The following is a 21,817-nucleotide window of genomic DNA, read 5'->3' on the forward strand; positions in this document are numbered from 1 at the left end:
GCGTCAGCCCGTGATGAGGCTGACCCCGTAGACGGACAGGATCTCGTTGACCGGCTGGAAGTAGGTCTCCCCGCCGGAGGTGCAGTCACCGGAGCCGCCTGACGTCACGCCCTGCGCCTCGGTACCGCTGACCCACGAGCCCCCGGAGTCGCCCGGCTCGGCGCACGCGTTGGTCAGCGTGAGACCGGAGACCGAGCCCTCCTGGTAGTTCACCGTCTGGTCCTTCGCCTGCACCGTGCCGCAGTGCCACCCCGTGGTGGAACCCGACCGGCACACCGACGCGCCCACGGCCGACTCGGTGGAGCCGGTGACCGTCACGTCGGCGTTGTCGTACCCGTTGACCTTCGGCGACGGCGTCCAGCCGCTGGTCGTCCTGACGTAGGAGTAGTCGTTGCCGGGGAACGACGAGCCCTCGAACGTGCCCATCGGCGTGCTGCCCGAGGTGACGGAGTCACCCGCGGACCCGCAGTGGCCCGCGGAGACGAACCCGCCGGACACGGCGAAGCCGATCGAGCACCGCGCCGCGTTGTCGATGAGGTAGGCGTCGCCGCCCACCACGTCGGCGTACAGCCTCGGCGACCGGTCGGTCTCCACGACCGAGACCGGACCCGCGGCCTTGGCGGTGTCGAGGAACTTCTGCGCCTCGGCGTCGACGGCGCCCTTCTTGACCGTGACGACGACGGCGTTGGCCTTGCCGTCGACGTACCAGCCCGTCACCGAACCGGGCGCGCGGCCCGCCCGGTCGATCTTGTCCTTGGTCTCGGTCAACGTCGCCTCGGAGTGCGCGACGACCTTCGGCTCCGCACCGAGCGACTTGACGACCCCGGCCTTGGCCGCGTCGGTGACCCCCACGACGAGCTTGCCGCTCGCCTGGTCGAACCACGCCCCGCCGAACGCGTCACCCGTGAACTGCACCACCGCCTTCTGCGTCGCCGCGGCCGTCCGCTCCTGCTCCAGACGCGCCTTGGCCTGGTCGGCGTCCAACCCGAGGTCGCGCTTGTAGGCGGCCAGCACCTCGCTGGACGGTCCCGAGGACGCCTGGTCGGCGTGCGCCAGTGCCGTTCCCGGTACCAGTGAGACCGCCGCGAGCACTGTGGCTCCGGCCACCCGCGCAACACTCGTGCGAATCATCCAGCTCTCCTCTTCCTCGCCTGCAGGGACACCCCCGAGGGGGCTAGCAGAACCGGAGCTGGGCCGAACGGCGCAACTTGGGAGGCGGGTGTAACGACCGCCGCCCGGACCGCGATGAGGAGATCGACCACGCTGCAACGTGGCCGCACGCACGACACGACATGAAGGCTCCGCGTCCCCAACGGCCCTGAACTGCCCGCCCCAGTTCCGGTGCTCCTGACGGGTGACGCTATGCAGGCGTGCCCGGAAAGAGTTAGGGCCGTCGGACGGTATCGACCCCACGGGTGGCTGAAGTAGTCGGGCACGCGCGTCCCCACTGAACGGGACCCCTAAACACGTGTCCGGTTTTCGCATGTCAACGGGTAATTGTCCGTTGCAAGGTTGCGACGATCGGTGCTACTCCCCGGCGTGGAATGTCACGAATATCTTCTGTGACCGGTCGATCACAGCTTCACCCGTTCGCGCGAACGTCCCATCCCTGCAGCCCAGTCGGTCGGCGTCGCCGATCGGCAGGGCCACCTTGTCTTGAGGGAGACACCTGCAATGGGAGACGCTCGGATCACCAGACGACTGGCCGGATTGGGCATGGCCGCCACCGCGGCGATCGCACTGGCCGTCACCGTCGCCTCACCCGCGTCGGCACAGGGCCAGATCCTCGGCGCGGACCGCGCCGACGCCGTCAAGGACAGCTACATCGTCACGCTCAAGGAGAGCGAGTCGCCGAGGGCCAAGTCCTCGGAGACCGCCGGGACCCTGACCCAGAAGTACGGTGGCCAGGTCCGCGCGGCGTTCAAGCACGCGATCAACGGCTTCTCCGCCACGATGTCCGCCGACCAGGCCCGCAAGCTCGCCGCGGACCCCCGTGTGGCCTACGTGCAGCAGGACGCGGTCGTCAAGCTGGCCGACACCCAGACGCCGACCCCCTCCTGGGGCCTCGACCGGATCGACCAGCAGAACCTGCCGCTGGACAACAGCTACAGCTACACCACGACGGCGTCGAACGTGCACGCCTACATCATCGACACGGGTGTGCGCACCACGCACTCCACGTTCGGCGGCCGGGCGACGTGGGGCACCAACACCGCGGGTGACGGCAACAACACCGACTGCAACGGCCACGGCACGCACGTGGCGGGCAACGTCGGCGGCTCCGAGTACGGCGTGGCGAAGGGCGTCTCCATCGTCGCCGTCAAGGTGCTCACCTGCGGCGGCTCCGGCACGACCGCCGGTGTCGTCGCCGGCATCGACTGGGTGACCGCGAACGCCATCAAGCCGGCCGTCGCCAACATGAGCCTCGGCGGCGGTGTCGACACCACCCTGGACAACGCCGTCGCGAACTCCATCGCCTCGGGCGTGACCTACGCGATCGCCTCGGGCAACTCCAGCGCCGACGCGTGCAGCTTCTCCCCCGCCCGCGTGCCCACGGCCATCACCGTGAACGCGTCGACGCGCACCGACGCGCGCGCCTCGTTCTCGAACTACGGCACCTGCACCGACATCTTCGCGCCGGGCCAGGACATCACCTCGTCCTGGAACACCAACGACACCGCGACGAACACCATCAGCGGCACGTCGATGGCCACCCCGCACGTGGCGGGCGCGGCCGCGCTGTACCTGGCGGCCAACCCGACGGCGTCCCCCGCCACCGTGTCCTCCGCCCTGGTCGCGGCCGCGACCAGCGACAAGATCACCAGCCCCGGTACCGGGTCGCCGAACAAGCTGCTCTACACCGGTGGCGGCGGCACGCCCGGCACCCCCTCGGTAGCCAACCCCGGCTCCCAGGCCACCACGGTCGGCACGGCCGTGAGCCTGCAGCTCACGGCGGTCAACGGCACCTCGCCCTACACCTGGACCGCCACCGGCCTCCCGGCCGGCCTGTCGATCAGCAGCTCGGGTCTGATCTCCGGCACGCCGACCACCGAGGGCACCTCCTCGGTGACGGTGACGGCGACCGACGCGGCGGCCAAGACGGCCTCGGCGACGTTCTCCTGGGTCGTCAACCCGGTCGGCGCGGACTGCCCGGCGGCCACCAACGGCACCGACGTGGCCATCCCGGACAACTCCGACGTGAGCAGCTCGATCGCGCTCACCTGCTCGGGCACCGCGTCCTCGACCACCAAGGTCACGGTCGCCATCGTCCACACCTACATCGGTGACCTGATCGTCGACCTGGTCGCGCCGGACGGCTCCGTCTACAACCTGCACAACCGCAGCGGCGGCAGCACCGACAACATCAACCAGACCTACACGGTCAACGCTTCGAGCGAGGTCATCGCGGGTACCTGGAAGCTCAGGGTCCGCGACCAGGCGAGCCTGGACACGGGTCGCATCGACTCCTGGACGCTCGACGCCTGATAGCGGTCACCCCACCTGAACGACCCGTCGGCGGACCACCCCGCCCATCTCCGGGGTGACCCGCCGACGGCCTCCCACACAGCACGGAGAAGGCCGTCCTGCTCAGCGCAGGACGGCCTTCGTGCTGTTCTCCTCAGAGTTCCACGCCCAGCAGCGCGTCCACGGCGGTCCGCACGAGCGCCGGGGCCGAGTGGTCCGAGCCGCCGGCGGCCAGCGCGTCGGCGGCCCACGCGTCCACCGCGGCGAGCGCGCGCGGCGTGTCCAGGTCGTTGCCGAGGTGGTCGCGCAGCCGTGCGATGGTGTCCTCGGCGGACGGTCCCGCGACCAGCGCCGCGGCCGAACGCCAGCGGGCCAGCCGTTCCTGGGCCTGCGCCAGCAGCTCGTCGCTCCACGGCCGGTCGCTGCGGTAGTGCCCGGCGAACAGCGCGAGCCGGACCGCGTTCGGGTCGACGTCGGTGGCCCGCAGCTTGGAGACGAAGACCAGGTTGCCCCTGGACTTGGACATCTTCTCCCCGTCGAGCCCGATCATGCCCGCGTGCACGTAGTGCCGGGCGAACGGGTGCTCGCCGGTCAGCGCCTCCGCGTGGGCGGAGCTGTACTCGTGGTGCGGGAAGATCAGGTCGGAGCCGCCGCCCTGCACGTCGAACGCGGTGCCGAGCCGGTTGAGCGCGATGGCGCTGCACTCGATGTGCCAGCCGGGACGGCCCGCGCCGAGGTCCGAGGGCCACGAGGGCTCGTCGGGGCGCGCCATGCGCCAGAGCAGCGCGTCGAGCGGGTGGCGCTTGCCGGGGCGGTCCGGGTCGCCGCCGCGCTCGGCGAAGAACCGCAGCATGGTCTCCTCGTCGTAGTTCGACTCGTAGCCGAACCGACCGGTGACGGCGTGGTCGAAGTACAGGTCGGGGTACTCGGCGTCGTCGACCCGGTAGGCCGAGCCGTCCGCGACGAGCTTGGCGATGGCCTCCACGATCTCCGGGATCGCCTCGACCGCGCCGACGTACTCGCGCGGCGGCACGACCCGGAGCGCTTCCATGTCCTCGCGGAACAGCGCGGTCTCGCGCATGCCCAGCACGACCCAGTCGTCCTGGTCGCGGGCGGCCCGCTCCAGCAGCGGGTCGTCGATGTCCGTGACGTTCTGCACGTAGTGCACGTCGTGGCCGTTGTCGAGCCACACCCGGTGGACGAGGTCGAAGGCGAGGTAGGTGGCCGCGTGCCCGAGGTGCGTCGCGTCGTACGGCGTGATGCCGCAGACGTACGACCTGGCGGTGGCGCCCGGCGCGGTGGGGCGGACCTCGCCCGTGGCCGTGTCGAACAACCGCAGGGGCCGAGGTTCGCCCGCTACCCGCGGCACAGGAATGGAAGACCAGGTCTGCATGCCTTCGACCCTAACCCGAGTGCTCGACCTCGGCGGACTTCTCGTCCACTGGGACGCTGGTCACAGGCTTCCGGGCCAGCCGACTGGGCCACCAGACGGCCCGTCCGATGTCCACCGTGAGCGCGGGCACGAGCAGCGAGCGCACGACGAGGGTGTCGAGCAGGACGCCGAACGCGACCAGGAACGCGATCTGCGCGAGGAACAGGATGGGCAGCACGGCGAGGGCCGCGAACGTCGCGGCGAGCACCACGCCCGCCGAGGTGATCACGCCACCGGTGACCGACAAGCCGATCAGGGTGCCCTCGCGGGTGCCGTGCCGCTGGGACTCCTCGCGCACCCTGGTCATCAGGAAGATGTTGTAGTCGATCCCCAGCGCCACCAGGAAGACGAACGCGAACAGCGGCACGCTCGGGTCCGCGCCGGGGAAGTCGAGCACGTGGTTGAACACCAGCGCCGACACGCCCAGCGTCGCGGCGAAGGACAGCACCACGGTCGCGATCAGCAGCAGCGGCGCCAGCAGCGCCCGCAGCAGCAGGGAGAGGATCAGGAAGATCACCAGCAGCACCACCGGGATGATCACCCTCAGGTCGCGCTTCGCGGTGTCCTGCACGTCGACCTGGATCGCCGTCACACCACCGACGAGGGCTCCGCCGACCGGGTGCAGGTCGGTGCGGAGCTGCCGCAGCGCCGCCGTCGACTCCGCGCTGTCGGCCGGCGCCTTGAGCGTGGCGAGCAGCTCGACCCGCCCGTCGACCACCTTGTCACCCGACGGGGCGACCTCCGCGACACCGGGCACCGCCTTGGCCTTGGTCACCGCCTCCTGCGCGGCGGCCTGGTCCACGATGATCACCGCGGGCGACCCGGTGCCGCCGTCGAAGTGCTTGGTCAGCACCTCCTGGCCGGTCACCGCCTCCACCGGGTTGAGGAAGAAGTCGGTCTGCGCCACGCCGTTCGCCTTGAGCTGCGGCACGAACGCGATCCCGACCAGCAGCACCAGCGTCGTCAGGATCCAGGTCGCACGGGCCCGTCGACCGACCAGCGCCGACACCCGCTGCCAGAGGCCGTTCTCCTTGTGCGGCACCGTGTCGAACTTCGGCCGGAACGGCCAGAACGCCGCGCGCCCCAGCAGCGCGAGCACCGCGGGCAGGAACGTCAGCGTCGCGACCAGCGACGCCGCGATGCCGATGGCCGCCACCGGCCCGAGCCCCTGGTTCGACTTCAGGTCCGACAGCAGCAGGCACAGCAACCCGATGATCACCGTCCCGGCCGACGCCACGATCGGCTCCAACGACCTCTTCATGGCCGTCCGCAACGAGCTCCACCGGTCCTCGTGCCGGTGCAGCTCCTCCCGGAACCGCGCCACCAGCAGCAGCGAGTAGTCCGTGGACGCACCGAACACCAGGATGAACAGGATCCCCTGGCTCTGCCCGTTCAACGTCAGCACGTCCTCCCGCGCCAACAGGTACACCGCGATCACCGCCAAGCACAACGCCAGCCCCGCGTTGAGGATCACCACCAGCGGCAGCAGCGGACTGCGGTAGACGACAAGCAGGATCAACGCCACCACCACCGCCGTCACGAGCAGCAGCAGCCCGTCGATCCCCCCGAACGCGTTGGCGAAGTCCCCCAGGATCCCCGCGGGCCCCGTCACGTACACGGTGAGACCGCCCGGCAACCCCTCGCGTACCGAACCGCGCAGCTTCTCGACGACCTCCGTGATCTCGGATCCGACGGGCTTGAGCGGCACGATCACCTGCGCCGCCTCACCGTCCTCGGCGGGCACGGGCCCCACCACCTTGCCGGACAGACCGTCGAACGACCCGAGCGCCTTGACCCGCTCCCCGATCGCCCCCAGGTCCTCCGGCGTCAGACCGCCCTCACGCTCGAACACGACCAGCGCGGGCAGCGACTCCTGGTCGGCGAACCGCTTCTGCCAGTCCGCCACCTCCGTGGCCTCCGCCGCCGCGGGCAGGAACGACGCGTTGTCGTTCTTCTGCACCTCCGACAACTTCCCCTGCAACGGCCCCCCAACACCGCCCACGGCCAGCCAGACGACAACCAGGAGCGCGGGCAGAGCCCAACGAAGCCACTTCATGGTGCAGAAGGCTAAATCGCCCTGATCAGCCCCGCCTGACGGACAAGGTCACATATCGGACAAGCCCACCCACCTACCAACCCAGCCGAGCCCTCCACAATTGGGCGCAGCCCGCCAGCGCGCATCCGGCGCGGAGCGCCTGGGGCCTTGTCGGCGCCAGCCGATGCCTGAGTCAGGCGAAGCCTGATGCTTGGTCGGGCGAAGCCCGATGCCCTGTCCGACGCGCAGCGAGGATGCCTGGTCCGGCGCGGAGCGTCGGATGCTGGCGAAGCCAGACTTCCCCTCTGCCCCCGATCCACAGCGCCCTCCTGCCTGATCTTGCTTGTCAAGACAGCCCTATCGTCTTGACAAGCAAGATCAGGCATTGAGACAATCGCGCGCCGGGGGCTGGGCTTCGCGCGGGGTGGGCACGATGCAAGCAAGGGCCGGACTTCCCCAGGGGCGACAGGGCAAGCCCCGACCTCCCCACAAATAACAGAGCAAACCCACACCCCACCACCAACCCCCTCACCCCACACCCCACCGGCGTACCCTCACGAGTAGCACCTGAGGAGATGATCCCCGTGATCCTCGACATAGCACTCGGCGTCCTCGGACTCGCCGTCGTGGGGCTCGGGTCCAGCGCCCGTGTGATCAAGCAGTTCGAGCAGGGCATCGTCTTCCGGTTCGGTCGTGTGCGCGAGCACCTCCGCGGCCCCGGCCTCACCATGCTCCTCCCCGGCGTGGACCGCCTCAAGAAGGTCAACCTCCAGATCGTCACCCTGCCCATCCCCGCCCAGGACGGCATCACCCGCGACAACGTGACGTTGCGCGTGGACGCGGTGGTGTACTTCAAGGTCGTCGACCCCGTGCGCGCGGTCGTGACCGTCGAGGACTACCGGTTCGCCATCCTCCAGGTGGCGCAGACCTCGTTGCGCTCCATCATCGGCAAGAGCGAGCTGGACGACCTCCTGTCCAACCGCGAGCGGTTGAACCAGGGCCTGGAGCTGATGATCGACACACCGGCGCTGAGCTGGGGCATCGACATCGACCGGGTCGAGATCAAGGACGTCGCGCTGCCCGAGGGCATGAAGCGCTCGATGTCGCGGCAGGCCGAGGCCGAGCGCGAACGCCGGGCGCGCATCATCACCGCCGACGGCGAGCTGCAGGCGTCGTACAAGCTGTCCGAGGCCGCCGCGACGATGTCGGACACGCCCGCGGCGCTGCAACTGCGGCTGCTCCAGACCATCGTCGAGGTGGCCGCGGAGAAGAACTCGACGCTGGTGTTGCCGTTCCCCGTGGAATTGCTGCGGTTCCTGGAGAAGGGCTCCGACGCGCTCGACCGGCAGGCCGCGCAGGTCAAGTCATCTGAACCGAAGCCGGAGGAGGAACAACTCCCCGGCTGACCGATTGCCGGGGCCTCCCGGCGGGTGAAGCATGGACGCCGCTCACGTCCTGTGACGAGGGAGGCGGCATGACCACGCTCAGGCCCACACCGGTGATCCCCCGTCCCGGCGCCGCCCGACCACGGCCCAAGGGCTCGTTGCTGCTCTCGTTGTTCAAGACCACCGACCCCAAGCAGATCGGGATCCTCTACCTCGTCACGTCGTTCGCGTTCTTCATGGTCGGCGGTGTGATGGCGCTGCTGATGCGCGGCGAGCTGGCGAGGCCGGGGCTGCAGTTCCTGTCGAACGAGCAGTACAACCAGCTGTTCACCATGCACGGCACGATCATGCTGCTGCTCTACGCGACCCCGATCCTGTTCGGGTTCGCCAACTACGTCCTGCCGTTGCAGATCGGCGCGCCCGACGTGGCGTTCCCCAGGCTCAACGCGTTCTCCTACTGGCTGTTCCTGTTCGGCGGCCTGATCGTCATGTCGTCGTTCCTCACCCCCGGCGGCGCCCCGGACTTCGGCTGGACCGCCTACACCCCGTTGAGCAGCGCCGTCCACTCCCCCGGCATCGGCGCCGACCTGTGGATCATGGGGTTGGCGGTCAGCGGTCTCGGCACGATCCTCGGCGGCGTCAACATGACCACGACCGTCGTCTGCCTGCGCGCGCCCGGCATGACGATGTGGCGGATGCCGATCTTCACCTGGAACATCCTGGTCACCAGCATCCTGATCCTCCTGGCGTTCCCCATCCTCACCGCGGCCCTGCTCGGCCTGGCCGCCGACCGCCACCTCGGCGCGCACGTGTTCGACCCCGCCAACGGCGGCGTCATCCTGTGGCAGCACCTGTTCTGGTTCTTCGGCCACCCCGAGGTCTACATCGTGGCGCTGCCGTTCTTCGGCATCATCACCGAGGTCATCCCGGTGTTCAGCCGCAAACCGCTGTTCGGCTACAAGGGGATGGTCTTCGCGACGCTGGCCATCGCCATGCTGTCGGTCGCCGTGTGGGCGCACCACATGTACGCCACCGGCGCGGTGCTGCTGCCGTTCTTCTCGGTCATGACGTTCCTGATCTCGGTGCCGACGGGCATCAAGTTCTTCAACTGGATCGGCACCATGTGGCGCGGCCAGGTCACGTTCGAGACCCCCATGCTGTTCAGCGTCGGCTTCCTGGTCACGTTCCTGCTCGGCGGGCTCACCGGCATCCTGCTCGCGTCGCCGCCGATCGACTTCCACGTCACCGACACGTACTTCGTCGTCGCGCACTTCCACTACGTGCTGTTCGGCACCATCGTGTTCGCCACCTACGCCGGGATCTACTTCTGGTTCCCCAAGATGACCGGCCGGATGCTCGACGAGGGCCTGGGCAGGCTGCACTTCTGGACCACGTTCCTCGGCTTCCACCTGACGTTCCTGATCCAGCACTGGCTGGGCAACGAGGGCATGCCGCGGCGCTACGCCGACTACCTGCCCGGTGACGGCTTCACCTTCCTCAACACCCTCTCCACCATCGGCGCCTTCCTCCTCGGCGCCTCCGTCCTCCCGTTCGTGTACAACGTCTTCCGCAGCTACCGCTTCGGCGACGCCGCCACCGCCGACGACCCGTGGGGCTTCGGCAACTCCCTCGAATGGGCCACCACCTCGCCCCCGCCGCGGCACAACTTCCTGGAGCTGCCCAGGATCCGGTCCGAACGGCCCGCGTTCGAGCTGCACTACCCCCACATGGTCGACCGCATGCGCGACGAGTCGCACTTCTCGCTGCTCAAACCCGGCAAGCACCGGGTCCGCCGGGACAAGGCCACCGACACCGCCCTGGCGGCCGACCGGGAACCAGAACCCTAGAGCGCCTTGATGTCCCCGCGCAGCACGGCCACCCGCTCCTCCGGCAGGTCGAGCGCGGCCAGCAGGTGCAGCGCCGCCTCCCGGTCGAGGTCGCCGTACACGTCGTGCAGGCTGCCGCGCAGACCGTGGAACAGGGCCTCGTGCAGGACCGGTGTGGCCGCCGCCCTGCGGTAGAGGTCGTGCTTGAGCCGCCAGGGCACCGGTCCGGACACCACCAGCACCCGCCGGGCCCGCCGCAACGGCCCCTCGGTCAGCTCCTCCAGCCCCGCGACCACCTCGGCGAACGCGGTCTCCACCGTCGCCGGGTCCTCGAACCAGTCGACCCACAGCGCGTAGGTCACCGACTCGGCCGACGCCGGGTGCTCCAGCCGGTCCCGGAAGGCCTGCCAGAGCAGGTGCTCGGTGGCGGGGTCGAGCGGCGTGACCTTGAGGTACATCGCGACCGCGTACTGGTCGAGCAGGTCCAGCAGCCCCAACGCCACCCGCACCCGCCCGGCCCCGTCCAGCGCCGGGTCCTCCAACGCCTTCTCGGTCCACTCGTGGGCGATGTCGTTCGCGCTGAACGACTCCTCGTCACCGTCGGGCGTCAGGCACACCCACGCGTCCCCCACCGCCGACACACCCCACCCGCCCAACCAGTCCCGCGCCACCCGCGCCCGCTCGGAGTCCACCGGACCAGTGTGGGCGCTCGGGCCCGGAAAGCGCTCAGGCACCCCCGATCGGGAGTGCCTGAGCGTGTCGTCGCCGAACCGGTCAGCGCCTGCGTTTGCGGGCCCGCAGGTAGTCGCTCACCACGGCCGCCCCGAGCCCGTCCTCGTCCGGTGCCACCACGCGCCCGCCGCTGCGGCGGGCCACGGTGTCGACGAACGCCGCCAACCGCGGGTCGTCGCCGAGCTTGAACACGGTGATGGACGCGCCGAGCTTGGCGATGTTGTCGACCTCGACCAGGGTCTTGCCCAGGGTGCGCGGCAGTGGCGGGTAGTTGAACTCCGCCTCGCCAGTGGGCTCCAGGTGCGCGGTGGGCTCGCCGTCGGTGACGACCAGCACGACCGGCTGGGCGTCGGGGTGGCGGCGGAGGTGCCTGCCCGCCAGCAGCAGGGCGTGGTGCAGGTTGGTGCCCTGCTCCCACACCCCCTCCAACGAGGTGAGCTCGCCGATGTCGACGGTCTCGGCGTGGCGGCCGAAGGTGATGAGCTCCAGCGCGTCGGTGCGGAACCTGGTGCGCACCAGGTGGTGCAGCGCCAGCGCGGTGCGCTTCATCGGCACCCAGCGGCCGTCCTGGACCATCGACCACGACGTGTCGACGCACAGGGCGATGGCCGCGCGGGACCGCTGCTCGGTCTCGGTGATCTCCACGTCGACGACGTCCAGCGACACCGGGCCGCCGCCGCTGCGGAGCACGGCGTTGGTGACGGTGCGCGGGACGTTCCACGGCTCGGAGTCGCCGAACTGCCACGGTCTGGTGCTGCCGATCGGCTCACCGGCCGCGCCCGCGCGGTTGTTGTCGCGGTCGCCGCGCGGGGTCCGCACGCTGTCCACGACACCGCGCAGCGCGGTCTCCCCCAGGCGCCGCAGCGCTTTCGGGGTGAGCCGGAGGTCGCCGTCGGGGCCTCGTTCGAGCAGGTTCTGGTCGCGCAGCTGGCGTTCGAGCTCGGCGAGCCGCCGCGCGTCCACCCCTGCCTCCGCACCGAGCTGGCGGACCAACGACTCGACGTCGATGTCCTCCAGCCTGGCTCCGGGGTAGGACTGGCCGAGCTGCTCGGCGAGCGCGTCCAGGTCGGCGAGGTCGGACATGGCCTGCGCGCCCTCGCCCAGCCCCAGCGGGTTGTTGCCGCGGAAGCGGGCGGAGCCGTTCCAGTCCTCCCCCGGACGCAGCCCCTGCAACAGCGAGTCCAACGTGGACAGCTGCTGGCCGACGCCGGAGTTGCCGAACGCCTGCTGCGACAACGCCGCCAGCTCGGCGCGCTGCTCGTCGCTCATCGAGTTCATCATCCGCTGCGCCGCGGCGGACCGGGCGGCCAGCGCGTCGATCAGCTCGTCGACGTCGCGCGGGTTCTCCGGGAAGAACTCGCCGTGCTTGGCCATGAACTCGTCGAAGCGGCGCGGGGTGTCCTCGTCACCGGCGGCGTGCCCGGCGAGCAGCTCGTTGAGGTCGGCCAGCATCTCCTGGACGCGCTGCACGTCGCCCTGGTCGACGTTCGCCATCGCCTCCTTCATGCCCTGGAAGCGCTGGTCCATCAGCTCGCGGCCGAGCAGGTTCTGGATCTTCTCGTACGACTCGCGCGCCTCGGAGGAGCGCCAGTCGTAGTCGGCCAGGTCCCGCACGGCCGCCGCGGTGCCCGGTGGCAGCGCGTCCAGCTGCGCCTCACGGAACCGGGCGTCGTCGGTCGGCTCCGGGAACAACGTCCGCCGCTCGGCGCTCAGCGCCTCCGAGAGCAGCCGCTGGACCTCCTGCAGCGTGCCGTCCAACCGGTGCCGCCGCTGGATGTCCGACCGCTTCTTCCACAGCCTGCCCATCAGGTCGTCCAGGCCGCGGGTGCCCTCGGTGCCGCGGCGCAGCAGCTCGCGCAGCGCGGCGGCGGGCGAGCTGCCCTCCATCACCTCGCGGCCGAGCTCGTCCATGGCCGCGCGCAGATCCGTGGGCGGCGCCAACGGGTCGGGGCCGTCCACATAGCGGCCGTAGCGGTAACCGCTCATCCGTACACCGATCGATCGTCGTCGCTGTCCTTGCCGATGTGCCTGGTCAGGTAGAGCGACTCCAGCGCCAGCTCGACGGCGGAGGCGATCCGGCCCACCGGGTCCTTGGGGCCGACGCCGACGCGGGCCGCGACCTCGTGCAGCACCGGCAGCTCCGGCAGCGCGGCGAGCATGTCGCCCGCGTGCACCCGCTCACCGGTGGCGACGGGGTGCCCGTCGGTGACGGCGTCGGCCAGCGACTTGAGGTTGAGGCCGGCGAACGTGGAGCGCGCGGTGTCCGCGATCGAGCGGCGCAGCAGGTGCGTGAGGATCTCGATCTCACGGCCCTCCTCGCCCGCCTCGAACTCGAGCTTGCCGCGCAGCACCTCGGGCACCGACTCCAGGTCGACCGGCCGGGCCACCGCGGGGGACTCGCCGATCAGCGCCGAGCGCCGCAGCGCGGACGCGGCGACGGTCTCGGCGGCCGCGACGGCGAACCGGGCGGACACGCCGGAGCGCTGGTCGACCGACGACGACTCGCGCAGGTGCCGCACGAACCGGGCGACGACCTCGACCAGGTGGTCACCGACCTCGGCGACCAGCTCGGCCTCCTGGCGGACCAGGTCGACCTCGGCGGCGATCTCCAACGGGTAGTGCGTGCGGATCTCGGCGCCGAACCGGTCCTTGAGCGGCGTGATGATCCGGCCGCGGTTGGTGTAGTCCTCGGGGTTCGCGGTCGCGACGAGCAGCACGTCCAGCGGCAGCCGCAGCGTGTAGCCGCGGACCTGGATGTCGCGCTCCTCCATCACGTTGAGCAGCGACACCTGGATGCGCTCGGCCAGGTCGGGCAGCTCGTTGATGGCGATGATGCCGCGGTGCGAGCGCGGCAGGAGTCCGTAGTGGATGGTCTCGGGGTCGCCGAGGCTGCGGCCCTGGGCGACCTTGACCGGGTCGACGTCGCCGACGAGGTCGCCGACGGAGGTGTCCGGTGTGGCGAGCTTCTCGGCGTAGCGCTCGTCGCGGTGACGCCAGACGACGGGGAGGTCGTCGCCGAGCTCGGCGGCGCGGCGCTTGGACTCGGGGGAGATGGGCTCCAGCGGGTGCTCACCCAGCTCGGAGCCCTCGATGACGGGGGTCCACTCGTCGAGCAGGCCGATCAGGGTGCGCAGCAGCCGGGTCTTGCCCTGGCCCCGCTCGCCGAGCAGCACGAAGTCGTGCCCGGCCAGCAGTGCGCGTTCGAGCTGCGGGATCACGGTGCGGTCGAAACCGACGATGCCCGGCCACGGGTTGCTCCCGGTGCGCAGGGCGGTCAGCAGGTTCTCCCGGATCTCGATCTTCACGCTGCGGGGCAGGTGGCCCGCGGCGCGGAGCTCGCCCGCGGTACGGGGAAGTGCGGAGGAGACGGTCACCCGTTCGACGCTACGCACGTTTGCCGGACTGGTCGACATGGAGCAGCTCCAGCGCCGCCGGGCCGTCGTCGTCGCGGTAGTCCTCCTGGGACGCCGTGCCCAGGGTGGTGCGCTCGCTGCGGGACCGCGGCTACACCTTCGTCACGGTCTCGCGGTTGCCCGCCTGAGCCGTGGCCGCCGAGGAGCAGAATGCCCCCGACACGGACACCCACGACATCGGAGCGGTAGTGAGCGGCAGCGTCGACTTCAGGTGGTCACCCGAACCGGCGGACTGGGGTGACGCGCTCCGATCCGCCGTGCCGATGTTCCGCTGGGCCACCTGGTTCGCGGTGGTCGTGGCGGCGGGATCGGTCGTGCTGCTGCTCACCGGGCAGACCGCCGCGGGCCTGTTCGGGCTGGGCGCGGCCGTGGTCGTGGCGGTGCTGGTGCCCGTGCAGGTGCGGATCGACTTCAGCGGCCACCCGCTGGCGGCGGGCACGGTCACCGCGACCGCCGACGACCACTCGCTGCGGATGACGGTGGGCGAGGCGGCGCGCAGCGAGCTGCCGTGGGCGCACCTGCCCGCGTGGACGGAGACCCGCCGCGGGTTCGTCCTGCGCACCGAGGCGGGCGCGCGCGGTCCGATGTACGCGGTGCCCTTCCGCGCGTTCGAGGACAACGTCGCCCGAAACCGTTTTCGCGACCTGCTCGTCCGCCACGTGGGACCGGCCGCCTGAGCGCGGAGCACGGCACCGGAGGCAGTAACCTTGGTCAGCGTGTCTTGTGCGAGTGCGACGCTGGTCGTGTGGACCTCCGCGTGGCTGCATGGTGCAGCCGCGGCCGACGACGTCCTGGACGCCCTTCAGGCGTGGGCGGACCTGCACGAGGTGGTGGCCGACGACGACGGCACCGCCACCGCGCTCGACCTCCCCGGCCCGGACGAGGCCCCGGTCGGCCCCGCCCTGCTGCTGGCCGCGCTGCGGCGGGCCGGCACCACGACCGGCAGGCTGGCGCTGCCCGTGCCCGGTGACGTGCGCGGACTGGGCGGCAAGGGCCCGCTGAGCACCTGCGCCCTGCGCGCGGGCGAGGCCGTCGTGCTGCCGGACACCGGCGTCGGGCTGGTCCCGAAGATCGTCGCCGACGGCGTGATGCGCTGGACCGTGTTCGACCTGCCGTCCGCGTCGGGCGCCGAGCACGTGCCGATCGGCGAGGCCGAGCACGGCCTGGCCAGCGCGATGCGGCAGGCGGCGACGGCGCTGGTCACGCTGGACGTGGCCAGGCACCGCCCGAACGTGCGCGAGGAGATCGCCGCGCTGTCCACGAAGCACTCGAAGCTGGAGTGGCCCGCGGGCATGCCGCCGCGGGCCGTGCGCGTGCTGCAACGCGCCGCCGAGGTCACCGCGATCCTGGAGGTCGCCGCGGGCGACTCACCCGGCAACGCCAAGTCGGCCTCCGCCATGCAGGCCCGCGACGACGCCCTGCGCCCGCTGTCCGAGGCCGTCCGGCGGGCCCGCTGCGCCGCCGTGGAGGAGGCCGTGCGGGTGCTGTCCGACCAGGCCGCGGGCCTGCACTAGGGCGTGTGTCGAAGTCTCGTTCGATGGGAGTCGCGCCTGAGGTGGTTCCTGGCGGTGCGGCCTGGTGGTCCGCATACCGCTGTTGTATGCGGGCCACCAGGCCGTGCCCCCAGGGGCCGCCTCAGGCCCGGCTACCGCGAACACGGACTTCGACACACGCCCTAGGACCGGGCCGCCGGTCCCCCGTCCAGCGGAAACCCGCACGCCGGGAGCACCCGCGCAGTAGCCTGGGGACGAAGATCGTCGAACCTGGGGAGGGTGTGGGTGCAGGCACCTTCGACGGTCGTGCAGCTCGTCCTGCTGGTGCTGCTCGTGCTGCCCGGCGTCTCCTACCAGTTCGTGCGCGAACGCCTGCGCGGCCCGGTGCCGTGGGAGCGAGATCTCGGCGAGCGGGTGCTCCGCGCGATCGTCGCGTCGATCGCGCTGGACGCCGGGTACCTGGCGGTCGCCGGTCCCGCGCTGGTCCGGATGGTGCGGGGCACCCCGCCCGGTGAGCTCGCCGGGTTCGTCCAGCAGCCGCGCGCGGTCGGGCTGGTCGCGGTGCTGCTGTTCCTGGTCGTGCCCGGCGCGGCCGCCTTCGCCGTGTCGCTGGTGGAGCGCAGGCGGCGCCGGTCGACCTACCAGCGCACGCCGACCGCGTGGGACCACGCCTTCCGCGACCGCGAGCCGTGCTTCGTGCGGGTCCGGCTCAAGGACGGCAACTGGGCGGGCGGCTGGTACGGGCACCGGTCGTACGCGTCGTCCTATCCGCACCCGGCCGAGCTGTACCTGGAGTCGGCGCGGGTGATGGCGCCCGACGGCCGGTTCGGACCGAAGGTGGAGGGGACGGCGGGCCTGCGGCTGCGCGCGGAGGACTTCGACGTGCTGGAGTTCGTCGACGCGAACCGACCCGCCGACCACGACGTGAAGGCGGTGGACGCGTGACGACAGGTGACCCGGTTCCCCTGCCCGACGAGGACGACCTGCTCCTGGACCACGGCCGGGGCTTCACGCCCAAGCGGGACGTCGAGGAGCCCGACGAGGCTCCGGGAGGCCCGGCGGGCACCTCGCACGTGCCGCCCACCGCGGAGTAGGCGGTGGACGCGGGAGAGCGGTTCGACCTCGCGCTCGACGTGGCCCGCTTCGACCCCAGCCCGGCCGCCGTCGAGGCCGCCGTCGAAGCGGGCAGGCTCGCCACCGCGCCGGGCAGCCCCGACCTGGTGCGCCACCTGTCCAACCTCGGTGGCCTGCTCCAGACCCGGTTCCACCAGACCGGCGACCTGGGCCACCTGCGGGCGGCCTACGCCGCGGTGGTCACCGCCCTCGTCGAGGACGTGGACGCCGAGCAGGAGGCGAGCCTGCTCAACAACGGGGGCATGCTGCGGCACACCTGGTTCCAGCACACGCGGGACCGGGCCGTCCTGCACGACGCCGTCGCGCTGAGCCGGGCCGCCGTCGAGACCACGACCGAGGGGCCGTCGCGGTCGAAGTACCGGCGCAACCTCGCCGTCGCGCTGTCCACCGCGTTCACCGAGACCGGTGACCTCGACGTGCTGCGCGAGGCCGTGCGGGAGGCCCGGGACTCCGTCGCCGACGCCGAGGGGGACGACGAGGGCCGGAGCGAGGGCCTGCACTTCTTCGCGTTCCTGGTCCGGAGCCGGATCCAGGCCTCCGGCGACACCGGCGGCCTGTCGGACGCGATCGACGCCGAACGGCGGGCCGTCGACCTCACCCCGCCGGGCTCGGCGCTCAAGCTCGACCGGCTGGCCCTGCTCGGGTACCTGCTGGACGACCGGTACCGGCTGACCGGCGACCGGGACGACCTGGCCGCGATCGTCGACGTCCGGCGGGCGCTGGTCGCGGTCACCCCGATGGGGCACCCCCGGTACGGCTCGCACCGGTCGAGCTTCGAGAAGGCCGCACGGGCGTGGACCGCGCTGACCGGCGAGCGCGAGCCCGACACCACGATCTCGCCGGTCGACCAGGCGGGGGTGCGCTCGCACCACTGCGTCGAACTGGTCATGAAGTACCGCGAGACCCACGACCCCGCGCTGCTCGACCGGGCCGTCGACGAGGGCCGGACGGCGCTCGCGGAGACCGCGCCCGACCACCCGCACCGGCCGGAGCGGCTCGACGTGCTCGCGAGCGCGCTCGCCGAGCAGGCCGAGCGCGACAACGACCACGGCCTGCTCGCCCGTGCCGTCGCGCTGCACCGGGAGGCGGTGGCGACGGTCCCGGCGGGGCACCCGTACGAGTCGCGCTACCTCGGGAACCTCGGCGTCGCGCTGAGCTCGCAGTTCTACGCCACCGGCGACCTCGCGCGGCTGACCGAGGCGGTGGAGGTGACCCGCCGGGCCGTCGCGACCGACCGCGGCACGACCGGGCCCGCGACCATGCTGGCGAACCTCGCCGCGCTGCTGCACCGCCGTTCCACCGTGACCGGCGAGCTGGCCGTGCTCACCGAGGCGATCGCCGTCGGCCGCGAGGCCGTGCGGGTCGGAGCGGACACCGACGCGGCCCACGCGAGCCACCTGACCAACCTCGGGGCGATGCTGTTCGCCCTGTGGAGCCGCACCGGGCGGGCCGAGGCCATCGACGAGTGCATCAGCCTGCACGAGGCGTCCGTGCGGGCGACCCCGGACCGGCACCCCCGACGGCCGCTGGCGCTGGGCAACCTGGGCGGAGCGCTCGTCCAGGCGCACCGGCGGTACGGCGACCTGGCCGCACTGGACCGCGGGATCAGCGCGTACCGGGCCGCGGTGCTGGCCACCGACCCGGCGGGCGCCGAGCACGCCGGGTACCTGGCGAACCTGGGCGCGGCGCTCCGCCAGCGGTACGAGGACACCACCGGCACGGGACCGCCGGACGAGGAGGCGCTGGCGGAGGCGATCGACCTCGGGCGCCGGGCGGCGGGCTCCGCCGCGGCCACCGCGCACCAGCGCGCGTCGCGGCTGACCGACCTCGCCAGGTCCCTCCGGCCGCGGTTCACCCGGCACGGCGACCGGGCCGCGCTGGCCGAGGCGCTGGCCGCCCTGCGCGAGGCCGCGGCCACGACCTCGTCGCCGACCGACGACCGGGTGGTCGCCGCCGACCTGTGGGGCGAGCTCGCCGCGGAGGCCGACGACTACACCTCGGCGGCGGAGGGGTTCGCCACCGCGGTGCACCTGCTCCCCCAGCTCGCCGGGCGGCGGGTGGGCCAGACCGACGCCCAGTACCTGCTGGGCCGCTTCACCGACCTCGCCGCCGACGCCGCGGCGTGCTCGCTCGCCGTGGGCGACGTGGACGGCGCGCTCGCACTGCTGGAGGTCGGCCGCGGGGTGCTGGCCGCGCAGGCGCTCGACGGCCGCGGCGACGTGTCCGACCTGCGCGACCACTCGCCGGAGCTGGCCGACCGGTTCACCGCGCTCAGCGCCGAGTTCGAGTCCGACACCCCGCACGACCGGCTCCTGCTGGCCGACGAGCTCGCCGCGCTGACCGCCGAGATCCGCGCGCTGCCGGGCATGGACCGCTTCCTCCGGCCCCCGCTGACCGCGGACCTGGTGGCGCAGGCGCACGAGGGACCGGTGGTGCTGGTCAACGTCAGCCGGTACCGGTGCGACGCCGTGATCCTGACCCCGTCCGGCGTGCTGGTGCAGGACCTGGTCGACCTCACCGCCTCCGGGCTCCGGCGCGAGGTCGAGGCGTTCCGGGCCGCGCTCGCGGTGCGGGGTGGCCGGGAGGAGCGGTTGGCCGCCGAGGACGTGGTGCACGACGTCCTCGAATGGCTGTGGGACGTGGTGACCGGGCCGGTGCTGGACCGGCTCGGGCTGGTCGGCGGGACGGACCCGCTGCCGCGGCTGTGGTGGGCGCCGGTCGGGTTGCTGGGCCTGCTGCCGCTGCACGCCGCCGGACACCTGCGTGCTGGCGGTCCGACGGTCCTGGACCGGGTGGTGTCCTCGGTGACGCCGACCGTCCGGGCGTTGGGGCACGCGCGGTCACGGGCACGGAGGCCGGGGAACCCGCGGATGCTGGTGGTGGCGGTGCCCGAGGTGGACGGGGCGCGGAACCTGCCGGGGGCCCGTCAGGAGGCCGCCCACCTGGCGGAGCGGGTGCCGGGGTGCGTGGTGCTGGCGGGGGCGGAGGCGACTCGGGAACGGGTGCTGGCAGGGCTGCGGGACAGCACGTGGGCGCACTTCGCGTGCCACGGGGTGAGCGATCCGGAGAACCCGTCGGGGAGCCGCCTGGTGCTGGTGGGGTCGTCGCTGGACGTGGTGGACGTGTCGCGGCTGCGGCTGGAGGAGGCGGAGTTCGCGTACCTGTCGGCCTGCGACACGGCACGGGGATCGGAGCGGCTGACGGACGAGGCGATCCACCCGACTTCGGCGTTCCAGATCGCGGGGTTCGGGCAGGTCGTGGGGACGTTGTGGGAGATCCACGACGCGCTGGCGCCGAGGCTCGCGGAGATGGTGTACGGGGAGTTGCTGGAGGGGGTGCCGGATGCGGGGAGGGCGGCGGGGGCGGTGCACCGGACTGTGAGGAGGGTGCGGGGGAGGTATCCGGGGGTGCCGTCGTTGTGGGCGGCTTATGTGCATGTGGGGGGTTGAGGGGGTTCTGGTGGCGCCGGGTGTTGGTGCAGAGGGTCGAAGCGGGGTGTCGTCGCGGAGAGTCAGAGCGGGGTGTCGCTACAGCTGTCTCCGGGTGCGGCCGACTTGACTTGGGGCCCCTTTTTTGGGCTTCGTCGGGCGAAAAAGGGCAGGTGGTAGAGCCTGCCCGCCGCCGCAAGTCTAAGCCCAAAAACCCCAAGTCAAGTCGGCCGCACGAGCGGACGAGCGCGCTCGGTTTCGTTGTGGTGCTTGGTGCTTGGTGCTTGGTGCTTGGCGTTTGGTGCTTGGTGCTTGGCGTTTGGTGCTTGGCGTTTGGTGCTTGGCGTTTGGTGCTTGGCGTTTGTTTCCCGTTGCTGGCTAATGCTTGGTCGGTCGTTTTGCGGGTTCGCAGCACAGGGGGGCGCAGGGGGTGCCGTTGGTGGTGCAGCCGGCTGTGGGGAAGGGGGAGAGTTTGCGTGGGGGGAGGTTGTGGGTGTGTTCGTGGACTAGTTCCACGACCAGTTGGGCGAATCGCGGGTCGCTGTTGGGGGTGGCCGCGCGGGCGAAGGGCATGCCCAGTTCGGTTGCGCGGTCGTGGGCCTCGGTGTCGAGGTCCCAGACGACTTCGAGGTGGTCGCTGACGAAACCGATGGGGCAGACCAGGATGCCGGGGACGCCTTCTTTGTGGAGGGACTCGACGTGGTCGACGATGTCGGGTTCCAGCCAGGGGATCCGGGGTGGGCCGGAGCGGGACTGCCAGACGACGTCGTACTGGTCCTGGCCGACGGCGGCGGCGACGAGGCGGGAGGCTTCGGCCACCTGGCGGGAGTAGCGGTGGCCGCCTTCGGACGGAGGGCCCGCGGCCTGGTCGGCTGAGACCGGGACGGAGTGGGCGGTGAAGACGAGGCGGTAGTCCGGCGGCAGGGTCGTGGCGGCGGCGCGGACGGCGTCGGCGAAGGCGTCGATGAAGAGCGGGTGGTCGAAGAACTGGCGCAGCTTCACGAGCTCGGGGGCGTCCGGGACGGCGGTGCGGGCGCGGAGGATGTCCTCGTCGTACTGGCGGCAGGCGGAGTAGCCGCCGTAGGCGCTGGTGGGGAAGACGAGCGCGCGGCGGACGCCTGCGGCCTTCATGTCGGCGAGGGCCTGCTCGACCATGGGGTGCCAGTTGCGGTTGCCGAAGTGGATCGGCAGGTCGAAGCCGATCGCGCGGACGGCCTCGATGGCGGCGAGGTTGAGGGCGTTGATGGGTGAGACGCCGCCGAAGTGCTGGTAGTGCGCCTCGACCTCGTCCAGTCGTTCGGGTGGCACACCACGGCCCCTGGTGACGTTCTCCAGGAAAGGACGGACGTCCGCTGGTCCTTCCGGGCCCCCGAACGACAACCAGAGCAGCGCGTCGTAACTCACCGCTACATCCTGGCCCTGACCGCCGACCCGTGCACGACCGGGTCGACGTGCTCATGATCACGTCGACCCG

The 21,817-nt window shown here is 71.6% G+C and carries 15 protein-coding genes; 8 read left to right on the plus strand and 7 right to left on the minus strand.

The window, feature by feature from the left end; genetic code table 11:
• Positions 1–3: 3 nt before the first annotated feature.
• A complete protein-coding gene (locus CLV43_RS30180; RefSeq protein WP_106191241.1) occupies positions 4–1,131 on the minus strand; it encodes a S1 family peptidase in 1,128 nt (375 codons plus the stop codon).
• Between the two features lie 543 nt (positions 1,132–1,674).
• Between CLV43_RS30180 and CLV43_RS30185 the strand changes: the two genes are divergently transcribed.
• Positions 1,675–3,486 (plus strand): S8 family peptidase, encoded by a 1,812-nt coding sequence (locus CLV43_RS30185; RefSeq protein ID WP_106191242.1) that lies wholly within the window; start codon positions 1,675–1,677, stop codon positions 3,484–3,486.
• Between the two features lie 133 nt (positions 3,487–3,619).
• Here the strand turns inward: CLV43_RS30185 and mshC are convergent, their stop codons facing one another.
• Positions 3,620–4,858, minus strand: a complete 1,239-nt coding sequence (gene mshC / locus CLV43_RS30190; RefSeq protein WP_106191243.1) for a cysteine--1-D-myo-inosityl 2-amino-2-deoxy-alpha-D-glucopyranoside ligase — start codon at positions 4,856–4,858, stop codon at positions 3,620–3,622.
• Positions 4,859–4,868: 10 nt separating this feature from the next.
• Complete coding sequence (locus CLV43_RS30195; RefSeq protein WP_106191245.1) at positions 4,869–6,953, minus strand: MMPL family transporter; 2,085 nt, start codon at positions 6,951–6,953, stop codon at positions 4,869–4,871.
• A 554-nt stretch (positions 6,954–7,507) separates the two neighbouring features.
• Here CLV43_RS30195 and CLV43_RS30200 point away from each other — a divergent pair.
• Positions 7,508–8,338 (plus strand): slipin family protein, encoded by an 831-nt coding sequence (locus CLV43_RS30200; protein WP_425445780.1) that lies wholly within the window; start codon positions 7,508–7,510, stop codon positions 8,336–8,338.
• A 68-nt stretch (positions 8,339–8,406) separates the two neighbouring features.
• Positions 8,407–10,164, plus strand: coding sequence for an aa3-type cytochrome oxidase subunit I (ctaD, locus tag CLV43_RS30205; RefSeq protein WP_106191247.1), 1,758 nt, complete (start codon positions 8,407–8,409; stop codon positions 10,162–10,164).
• On the opposite strand, the gene CLV43_RS30210 is transcribed toward ctaD, so the two are convergent.
• The 3 genes from CLV43_RS30210 to CLV43_RS30220 form a co-directional block, all read right to left on the minus strand.
• Positions 10,161–10,835 carry a hypothetical protein gene (locus CLV43_RS30210; RefSeq protein WP_106191248.1) on the minus strand — a complete coding sequence of 225 codons (675 nt, stop codon included), beginning with the start codon at positions 10,833–10,835 and terminating at the stop codon, positions 10,161–10,163. The genes ctaD and CLV43_RS30210 overlap by 4 nt on opposite strands.
• Before the next feature lie 82 nt (positions 10,836–10,917).
• Positions 10,918–12,861: a vWA domain-containing protein gene (locus tag CLV43_RS30215; RefSeq protein WP_106191250.1), complete on the minus strand. Its 1,944-nt coding sequence runs from the start codon at positions 12,859–12,861 to the stop codon at positions 10,918–10,920.
• Positions 12,858–14,249 (minus strand): sigma 54-interacting transcriptional regulator, encoded by a 1,392-nt coding sequence (locus CLV43_RS30220; RefSeq protein WP_245887090.1) that lies wholly within the window; start codon positions 14,247–14,249, stop codon positions 12,858–12,860. Before CLV43_RS30220 ends, CLV43_RS30215 begins: the two co-directional genes overlap by 4 nt.
• A gap of 227 nt (positions 14,250–14,476) precedes the next feature.
• Between CLV43_RS30220 and CLV43_RS30225 the strand changes: the two genes are divergently transcribed.
• The 5 genes from CLV43_RS30225 (at position 14,477) to CLV43_RS30240 (ending at position 20,364) form a co-directional block, all read left to right on the plus strand.
• The gene (locus tag CLV43_RS30225) at positions 14,477–14,965 is read left to right on the plus strand and encodes a YcxB family protein (protein WP_146174962.1); all 489 of its coding nucleotides are present in this window, start codon (positions 14,477–14,479) and stop codon (positions 14,963–14,965) included.
• Positions 14,966–15,004: 39 nt separating this feature from the next.
• Positions 15,005–15,802: a hypothetical protein gene (locus CLV43_RS30230; protein ID WP_106191442.1), complete on the plus strand. Its 798-nt coding sequence runs from the start codon at positions 15,005–15,007 to the stop codon at positions 15,800–15,802.
• 264 nt (positions 15,803–16,066) lie between these two features.
• The gene (locus CLV43_RS30235) at positions 16,067–16,726 is read left to right on the plus strand and encodes a DUF6338 family protein (protein WP_106191444.1); all 660 of its coding nucleotides are present in this window, start codon (positions 16,067–16,069) and stop codon (positions 16,724–16,726) included.
• The gene (locus CLV43_RS47995; RefSeq protein ID WP_170156071.1) at positions 16,723–16,875 is read left to right on the plus strand and encodes a hypothetical protein; all 153 of its coding nucleotides are present in this window, start codon (positions 16,723–16,725) and stop codon (positions 16,873–16,875) included. The genes CLV43_RS30235 and CLV43_RS47995 overlap by 4 nt, the downstream gene beginning before the upstream one ends.
• A gap of 3 nt (positions 16,876–16,878) precedes the next feature.
• Entirely contained in the window at positions 16,879–20,364 is a 3,486-nt protein-coding gene (locus tag CLV43_RS30240) for a CHAT domain-containing protein (RefSeq protein ID WP_106191255.1), read from the plus strand.
• A gap of 357 nt (positions 20,365–20,721) precedes the next feature.
• Here the strand turns inward: CLV43_RS30240 and CLV43_RS30245 are convergent, their stop codons facing one another.
• The gene (locus CLV43_RS30245; RefSeq protein WP_106191257.1) at positions 20,722–21,747 is read right to left on the minus strand and encodes a ferrochelatase; all 1,026 of its coding nucleotides are present in this window, start codon (positions 21,745–21,747) and stop codon (positions 20,722–20,724) included.
• Positions 21,748–21,817: the final 70 nt, after the last annotated feature.

Source organism: Umezawaea tangerina, from assembly GCF_003002815.1.
GTDB classification, from domain to species: domain Bacteria; phylum Actinomycetota; class Actinomycetes; order Mycobacteriales; family Pseudonocardiaceae; genus Umezawaea; species Umezawaea tangerina.